Source organism: Nocardia sp. NPDC060220, assembly GCF_042727815.1.
Classification (GTDB): Bacteria; Actinomycetota; Actinomycetes; order Mycobacteriales; family Mycobacteriaceae; genus Nocardia.
In genome coordinates this window covers 1-7,347 of record NZ_JBHWZY010000304.1, presented here as the reverse complement: position 1 = coordinate 7,347, position 7,347 = coordinate 1, and the positions used below count along the sequence as shown (strand labels likewise).

Genomic DNA, 7,347 nt, shown 5'->3' with positions numbered 1-7,347 from the left:
TCGCCGATCCGAAGGACCTGGCCCGAGATTTCGCCGCGATGATGCGTTCCTCGGCCGCGCGCGTGATCCCGGAACTGACGCTGAAGGTGTGGACTCCGGCCGGTGCGCGGGTGCGGATGGTCAAACAGGTCTCGCCGGTGCTCGAGGATCTGACCGGGCGCCGGATCGACGTGGGTGCGCAGGTGGGGGACTACCCGCTGTCGTCGTGGGCCGCCGAGGAGCGCGAGTACCACGTGCAGATCGAACTGGAACCGGCCGCGCCGGGCCGGGAGAAGCTGGCCGCGCGGCTGAGTGTGCTGGCCGGCGACGAGGTACTGGGCCAGGGCCTGGTGCGCGCGGTCTGGACCACCGATTCGACGCTGTCGACCCGCATCAGTACCCGCGTCGCCCACTACACCGGCCAGGTCGAACTGGCCCAGGCCGTGCAGGAAGGTCTGGCGGCGCGCCGCACCGGCGATGTCACCACCGCGACCGCGAAGCTGCGTCGCGCGGTGGAACTCGCCGCCGCCTCCGGCCACGAGTCCACCGCCAAACTGCTGCGCGGTGTGGTCGAGGTCGAGCACGACGGCACCGTGAAGCTGCGCGGCCAGGTCGCCGCGGCCGACGAACTCGCCCTCGACATCCGCTCCACCAAGACCGCCCGGGTGCGGCCGGAGGGCGGCTGACATGCCGATGTGCGCGGACGGACACCAGTCGCGGTCGACGGACTACTGCGATGTGTGCGGATCGGCTCTGGGCACGGCGCCCACGCCCGACCCGGCGGCTCTGCGCCTGTGCCCGAACTGCCACGCGCCGACCAGCGGACGCTTCTGCGAAGGATGCGGCCACGATTCCGCCCTGCCACCGGCGACAGCGACGTCCTCGCGTCCCGGTGATCGCGCGGAATCGGCCGACTCCGGATTCGACCCCACCATGATCGCTGCCGGCGCGCCCCCCGACAGTTGTCGATCCGGGGTGTGGGTCGCGCGGATCTTCGCCGACCGCGAGTTCTACGCGCGCGTCCGAGCCCGCAAGGGACCCGATGCCGAGCGTGTCGAATTCCCGGACTTCTACCCCGAACGTCGAATCATCTTGCGTGGCAACCAGTTCCTGATCGGAAAACGATCGGCCTCGCAAGGGATCGTGCCCGAGATCGACCTCGGCATCGCCCCGGCGGATATCGGCGTCTCCCGCGCACATGCGATGATCCAGGTCGATCAGAGGGGCGCGCTCACCATCACCGACCTCGGTTCCACCAACGGAACCAGCCTGGACGGCGCCGAATCATCGATCACACCGCAGCAGGCGGTCGCACTGCGCGAAGGCAGCCGGATCCATGTCGGCGGCTGGACCACCATCGCGATCACCGCGGAACCGTAGACGCATCTGTTCACCAAACGTAGGGTCGGGACCATGACGAAGTTCGACGGGAAGACCTGCCTGATCACCGGTGCCGCCAGCGGCCTCGGCCGCGCCACGGCGTTCGCGGCCGCCGCGAAGGGGGCCTCGCTCGTCCTCACCGACATCACGGCCGACACGCTCGCCACCACCGCGGAGGAACTGCGCGCGGCCGGGGCGACGGTGCATCTCGCGCACGCGGCCGACGTCAGCGACCATTCCGCGGTCGTCGGTCTCGCCGCCCATACTTTCGAGGCCGTGAGCCATGTCGACATCGTCATGAACGTGGCGGGCGTCGCCACCTGGGGCACCGTCGACAAGCTCACGCCACAGCAGTGGCGCCGCACCGTCGACATCAACCTGATGGGCCCCATCCACATCATCGAGGAGTTCGTGCGCCCGATGATCACCGCCGGTCGCGGCGGTCACCTGGTGAACGTGTCCTCGGCGGCGGGCATCTTCGGTCTACCGTGGCACGCGCCCTACAGCGCCACCAAGTTCGGCCTGCGCGGTGTCTCGGAGGTGCTGCGGTTCGACCTGCGCCGCCACAAGATCGGCGTCAGCCTGGTCTGCCCCGGCGCGATGGCCACCCCGATGGTCGACAGCGTCGACATCGCGGGCGTCGACCGCGACAACGCGGCGCTGAACAAGGCGATCAGGCTGTTCATGCGCCACGCCGTCACCCCGGAGCAGGCGGCCACGTCGGTGATCAAGGGTGTCGAGCGCAACCGCTACTGGGTCTACACCTCCCGCGACATCCAGTTGGCCCACTGGGGTCAGCGGTACTTCCCTTACGGCTACACCTTGGCCATGCGCGGTTTGAACTCCGCGATGACCAACTATGTCGACAAGAACGCCCTGGTCCGCTAGACGAGGTCGCTGGGGTCGGTATTGGCCCCACACAGGATCACGCACACCCGTTCGCCGGGCTCGGGCCGATAGGCCGGGCCCGAACCGGTGTCGAGCAGTGCCGCCATCGCGGTGGCCGCGCCGTTCTCCACGGCGATGCGATGGGAGGTCCACAGCTGCTGCCTGGCCGCGCGGATCGCCTCGTCGGGCACCAGCAACGACCGCACACTCGGATGCTGGGCGGCGGCCAAGGCCATCGCCGACACATTCGGGGCGCCGAGGGAATCCGCGGCGATCGAGTCGACGGTGACGTCCACCGGGTGACCGGCTTCGAGCGCGGCGTTCAGCGATCGACAGCCCTCGGGTTCGACGGCCACCGTGCGAATCCCGAAATGCTGTGCGGCGACCGCCGTTCCGGTGAACAACCCGCCGCCGCCGACGGCGACGAGCACCGTGTCCAGGTCGGGGATGCGCGCCTGGATCTCGCGCATCAGCGTGCCGGCGCCCGCGGCCACGAGCGTATCGTCATAGGCATGGGCGGCCAGCGCACCACTGGTCTCGGCGAATTCCCGGCAAGCGGCCAACGCCTGCTTGTATTCCGGACCGATCAGTCGCACCCGCGCGCCGTAGTCACGAAGTCGACCGATTTTGACCGCAGGCGCGGTCTCGGGCAGAAACACCGTCGCGGGCACCCCCGCCTCCCGTGCCGCCCATGCGCACGCCAACCCGGCATTGCCGCCCGAGGCGATCGTCACACCCGCGTCCGGCAACGTTTCCGCTGCCGCGTGCGCGCGCACGAAATTCTGCGCACCACGCGCCTTGAACGTGCCGGTGAACTGCAAGAACTCCAGTGCGAACCAGAGCGGGTCCGGCCCTGGTCCGGCCGGTGCGACAGTGATCGGGCGAACCAGTCCGTCGATGCGCGCTGCGGCGGCTTCGATATCAGCGAAAGTCGGGGTCACCCCTCCGACTATGCCACCGGCCACGTCCCCTCGAACCGCCCGTTGAGCGGGCGAATTGTTACGACGGGTTTACGTCCGCACCAGTCTGGGTACATAACAGATCGGTAACAAGCTCGAAGGCGGGTAGTCGTGTCGGTCTGGGGACGCGAAACCCCCCAGTGCACCGGCACACGCCCGGCGTGTCAGCAAAGGATGTGCACACACATGAGCGCGAACCTGATGATCGTGGACGACGATGTCCAGATGCGCGGCGACCTGCGTCGCGCGATGGAAGACGAAGGGTATGCCGTAGCCGAGGCAGGCGTGCCTTCCGACGCCCTCGATCGGCTGCGCAGCGACGGGCCACCCGATCTGATGATCGTCGACCTGATGCGCGGCGAAGCCGACGGCTTCGACTGCATCCGGGAGATCCGTCGTGACCACGATGTGCCGATCATCGTGATCAGCACCCGTTACGACACCCACGACGTGGTCGCGGCCCTGGAGGCGGGGGCCGACGACTTCGTGAGCAAGCCGTTCGAAATCAAGGAGATCACCGCCAGGATGCGCGCGCTCCGCCGTCGCGCCCGCATCACCGCCGATCGCGACACGACCCCCGAGGCCGTGCTCGACGCCGATCCGCACGCGCCACTGGTGCTGGCGGCCGACGCGGGCGCGGTGCGTCGCGGCGCCGAGGAGATCCACCTCACGGTCACCGAATTCCGGTTGCTGTGTGAACTGGCGGAGACCCCCGGCCGCGTGCTGAGTCGATCCGTGCTGCTCGAAAGAGTGTGGGATCAGGGCTTTTTCGGTGACGAACGCATCGTCGACGTCCACGTGCGACGCCTGCGTACCAAGATCGAACGCGACCCGTCCGACCCGCGCATCGTGGTTACCGTGCGCGGTCTCGGGTATCGCCTCGATGTGCAGTCGTAGTAAACGATTCGTCATACAACCGCAAAGAGCTCGACACAAAGACCGCAAAGTCGGCTGGGCACGTTAGATATATGACAACGTCCACCATGTCCATCGAGCCGACCGCCAGCGCGGCGGCCCCTGGTTCGGAACCGAGATTGCGTCATCCGCGGCTGGGCGACGGTGCCCAGCTGTGGCGGATCGCCCGCGATTCGCAGGTACTCGACGTCAATTCCAGCTACGCGTACCTGCTGTGGTGTCGCGATTTCGCCGCAACCTCGTTGGTTGCCGAAAGTGACGGTCAGCCCGTCGGATTCGTCATCGGATATGTGCGCCCGGAAGCTCCGGACACGCTGTTCGTCTGGCAGATCGCCGTCGACGCGCAAGCTCGCGGCCGCGGCCTGGCCGCCGCCATCCTGCACGCGCTGCTCGATTCGGTAGCCGGCGCGGGCATCACCACCTTGGAAACCACGATCTCACCCGGAAACACCGCCTCGCATGCGCTGTTCTCCGCGGTGGCCCGGGAACGCGGTGCCGATTTGCGCACCGAGGACCTGTTCGAAGAAAACGATTTCCCCGATTCACACGAGGCAGAGCTGCTGTATGTGATTTCACCGGCTCAGCGCCAGGAGGAACGACGATGATCACGACCACCGACACCAGCATTTTCGAGGCCATGGAATCGAATGTGCGCGGATACTGCCGTGACTGGCCGGCCATCTTCAGCACCGCCGAAGGCGCATGGTTGCGCGACGAGCAGGGCCGCGAATACCTCGACTTCTTCGCAGGCGCCGGCGCGTTGAACTACGGACACAACAACCCGATTCTGAAAAAGGCGCTGCTGGAATATATCGGCAGCAACGGCATCACCCACGGTCTGGACATGTCGACCGTGGCCAAGCGTGAACTGCTCGAGACCATCCGCGACAATCTGCTCTCGCCGCGTGGCCTCGACTACAAGGTCCAGTTCCCTGGCCCGACCGGCGCGAACGCCGTCGAAGCCGCGCTCAAGCTGGCCCGCAAGGTCACCGGCCGCAAGACCATCCTGAGCTTCACCAACGCCTTCCACGGCATGACCCTCGGTGCGCTGTCGGTGACCGGCAACGCCGCCAAGCGGGCCGGTGCCGGGGTGCCGCTCGAGCACTCCACCCCGATGCCCTACGACGGCTACTTCGACAACACCATCGAGGACTTCGGCTGGATGCAGCGCGTCCTCGACGACAGCTCCTCGGGCTTCGATCGCCCCGCCGCGGTGATCGTGGAGACCGTGCAGGGTGAGGGCGGCGTCAACCTGGCCCGCGCCGAATGGCTGCGTCACCTGGCCGGACTGTGCGCCGCGCGCGACATCCTGCTCATCGTCGACGACGTGCAGATGGGTTGCGGGCGCACCGGCCCGTTCTTCTCCTTCGAGATCGCCGGCATCACCCCCGACATCGTGACGCTGTCCAAGTCGATCGGTGGCTACGGTCTGCCGATGGCGCTGGTGCTGCTCAAGCCCGAGCACGACCAGTGGGCGCCCGGTGAGCACAACGGCACCTTCCGTGGCAACAACCCCGCCTTCGTCACCGCGACCGCCGCGCTGCGCGAGTACTGGTCCGATGACAAACTCGCCCAGCGCACCGCCGAGAACGGCGCCTACGTGGGTCGCACGCTCGACACGGTCGCGCAGCGGCACGCCGGAGTGTCCACTCGTGGACGCGGCATGGTGCACGGCATCGTCTTCGACGACCCGTCGCAGGCGGGCAAGGTGTGCCGCACCGCGTTCGAACAGGGTCTGCTGGTGGAGACCTCGGGCTCGATGGACGAGGTCGTGAAATTGCTGCCGCCGTTGACGCTCGGTAGCGATGAACTCGATCAGGGCCTGTCGGTGCTGGTCTCCTCGATCGACACCGTCTGTGGTGGTGCCGCATGATCGTGCGCACCACCGAAGAGATCACCGGCACCGAACGCGATGTGGCAGGGCCGGGTTGGCGCAGCAAGCGCATCGTGCTCGGCGGCGACAAGGTCGGTTTCTCCTTCCACGAGACCACGATCGAGGCAGGCACCGTCCACCGGTTCCACTACCAGAATCACGTCGAGGCGGTGTGGCTGGTCGAGGGTGAGGGCAGCCTGCTCGATCTCGACAACCAGACAACGTACGAGCTGGGCCCGGGCTCGATGTACCTGCTCGACGGACACGAACGTCACCAGGTCACCGCCCGCACCCAGCTGCGGATGTTGTGTGTTTTCAATCCGCCGGTCACCGGTCGCGAGGTACACGATGAGAACGGGGTGTATCCGCTGATTATCGAGGAGGATGGCGCCAGTGTCTGATCAGCTCGACCGCTACCCGACCCGGTTGTCGGAGCCTGCCCCGCATATCGAACGCACCGATCCCACGGTGTGGGGCCAGGTCACCTCGCCGGAGCTGATCGGATTCGACGCGAACGGTTTCGCGACGATCCCCGACCTGCTCACCCCCGACGAGGTGGCCGCCTTCGGCGCCGAGGTCGGCCATCTCGCGGCCGACCCCGTGCTCTACGGCGATGAACGGGTGATCGTGGAACCCGTTGCGGGGCAGGTCCGTTCGGTGTTCCAGGTGCATCAGCTCAGCAAACCGATCGCGGAGCTGGTCGCCGAATCGCGGATCGCGGGCCTGGCCGAGCAGATCCTCGGTTCGCCGGTGTACCTGCATCAGACCCGGGTGAACTACATGCCCGGTTTCGGTGGTAGTGGTTTCGGCTGGCATTCCGATTTCGAGACCTGGCACGCCGAGGACGGCATGCCGGCCCCGCGGGCGGTGAGTCTGTCGATCGCGTTGACCGACAACTATCCGTTCAACGGCAGCTTGATGCTGATGCCCGGTTCACACCGCACCTTCGTGCCGTGCCTGGGCGAAACGCCGAGCGGTCACTATCGGGAGTCGTTGCGCGAGCAGCGAATCGGGGTTCCGACGACGGACGATGTCACGTTCCTGGCCGCCCGTTACGGGATCACCCAGTTCACCGGGCGGGCCGGTTCGGCGCTGTTGTTCGACTCCAACATGATGCACGGTTCGTCGAACAACATCACCCCGTTCCCGCGCTCGAACATCTTCCTGGTGTTCAACAGCGTGGAAAACGCCCTGGCGGAGCCTTTCGCGGCCCCCCAGCGCCGCCCGCAACACATCGCCGCCCGCGATTTCACGCCCTTGCGTGAGAATTCGGCCGAAGCCGGTGCGGTGCTGGCGGACCAGGCGCCCTAGACAGGTCGGCCACGAAGCCGCCACCCGCGGATCACCGCGGGT

At 67.1% G+C, this 7,347-nt stretch carries 8 protein-coding genes and 1 pseudogene; 8 read left to right on the top strand and 1 reads right to left on the bottom strand.

Annotated features, from left to right (window positions below):
- From ACFWF3_RS17330 to ACFWF3_RS17320, 3 genes and pseudogenes are all read left to right on the top strand, one after another.
- Nucleotides 1-665: pseudogene (locus ACFWF3_RS17330) on the top strand (hypothetical protein); the annotation flags it as partial.
- 1 nt (nucleotide 666) lies between these two features.
- Nucleotides 667-1,359, top strand: a complete 693-nt coding sequence (locus tag ACFWF3_RS17325; protein WP_379314447.1) for an FHA domain-containing protein — start codon at nucleotides 667-669, stop codon at nucleotides 1,357-1,359.
- A 33-nt stretch (nucleotides 1,360-1,392) separates the two neighbouring features.
- Nucleotides 1,393-2,247, top strand: coding sequence for an SDR family oxidoreductase (locus ACFWF3_RS17320; RefSeq protein ID WP_379314446.1), 855 nt, complete (start codon nucleotides 1,393-1,395; stop codon nucleotides 2,245-2,247).
- On the opposite strand, the gene ACFWF3_RS17315 is transcribed toward ACFWF3_RS17320, so the two are convergent.
- Nucleotides 2,244-3,188: a threonine/serine dehydratase gene (locus ACFWF3_RS17315; protein ID WP_378987757.1), complete on the bottom strand. Its 945-nt coding sequence runs from the start codon at nucleotides 3,186-3,188 to the stop codon at nucleotides 2,244-2,246. The two genes, ACFWF3_RS17320 and ACFWF3_RS17315, sit on opposite strands and share 4 nt — an antisense overlap.
- Nucleotides 3,189-3,392: 204 nt before the next feature.
- Between ACFWF3_RS17315 and ACFWF3_RS17310 the strand changes: the two genes are divergently transcribed.
- The 5 genes from ACFWF3_RS17310 to thpD all read left to right on the top strand — a co-directional run bounded on the left by ACFWF3_RS17310 (nucleotide 3,393) and on the right by thpD (nucleotide 7,305).
- Nucleotides 3,393-4,103: a response regulator transcription factor gene (locus tag ACFWF3_RS17310; RefSeq protein WP_378987756.1), complete on the top strand. Its 711-nt coding sequence runs from the start codon at nucleotides 3,393-3,395 to the stop codon at nucleotides 4,101-4,103.
- A 71-nt stretch (nucleotides 4,104-4,174) separates the two neighbouring features.
- Nucleotides 4,175-4,726, top strand: a complete 552-nt coding sequence (gene ectA / locus ACFWF3_RS17305) for a diaminobutyrate acetyltransferase (protein WP_379314445.1) — start codon at nucleotides 4,175-4,177, stop codon at nucleotides 4,724-4,726.
- The gene (ectB, locus tag ACFWF3_RS17300) at nucleotides 4,723-5,994 is read left to right on the top strand and encodes a diaminobutyrate--2-oxoglutarate transaminase (protein ID WP_379314444.1); all 1,272 of its coding nucleotides are present in this window, start codon (nucleotides 4,723-4,725) and stop codon (nucleotides 5,992-5,994) included. Before ectA ends, ectB begins: the two co-directional genes overlap by 4 nt.
- Entirely contained in the window at nucleotides 5,991-6,395 is a 405-nt protein-coding gene (locus ACFWF3_RS17295) for an ectoine synthase (protein ID WP_378627675.1), read from the top strand. The genes ectB and ACFWF3_RS17295 overlap by 4 nt, the downstream gene beginning before the upstream one ends.
- The gene (gene thpD, locus ACFWF3_RS17290) at nucleotides 6,379-7,305 is read left to right on the top strand and encodes an ectoine hydroxylase (protein WP_378987749.1); all 927 of its coding nucleotides are present in this window, start codon (nucleotides 6,379-6,381) and stop codon (nucleotides 7,303-7,305) included. Before ACFWF3_RS17295 ends, thpD begins: the two co-directional genes overlap by 17 nt.
- The last annotated feature ends 42 nt before the right edge of the window (nucleotides 7,306-7,347 follow it).

Excerpts from the sequence above, each read along its gene's own strand:
- ACFWF3_RS17295 (WP_378627675.1), top strand. The coding sequence starts at position 5,991 with ATGATCGTGCGCACCACCGAAGAGATCACCGGCACCGAACGCGATGTG.
- thpD (WP_378987749.1), top strand. The coding sequence starts at position 6,379 with ATGGCGCCAGTGTCTGATCAGCTCGACCGCTACCCGACCCGGTTGTCG.
- ACFWF3_RS17325 (WP_379314447.1), top strand. The coding sequence starts at position 667 with ATGCCGATGTGCGCGGACGGACACCAGTCGCGGTCGACGGACTACTGC.
- ACFWF3_RS17310 (WP_378987756.1), top strand. The coding sequence starts at position 3,393 with ATGAGCGCGAACCTGATGATCGTGGACGACGATGTCCAGATGCGCGGC.
- ectB (WP_379314444.1), top strand. The coding sequence starts at position 4,723 with ATGATCACGACCACCGACACCAGCATTTTCGAGGCCATGGAATCGAAT.
- ACFWF3_RS17320 (WP_379314446.1), top strand. The coding sequence starts at position 1,393 with ATGACGAAGTTCGACGGGAAGACCTGCCTGATCACCGGTGCCGCCAGC.
- ectA (WP_379314445.1), top strand. The coding sequence starts at position 4,175 with ATGACAACGTCCACCATGTCCATCGAGCCGACCGCCAGCGCGGCGGCC.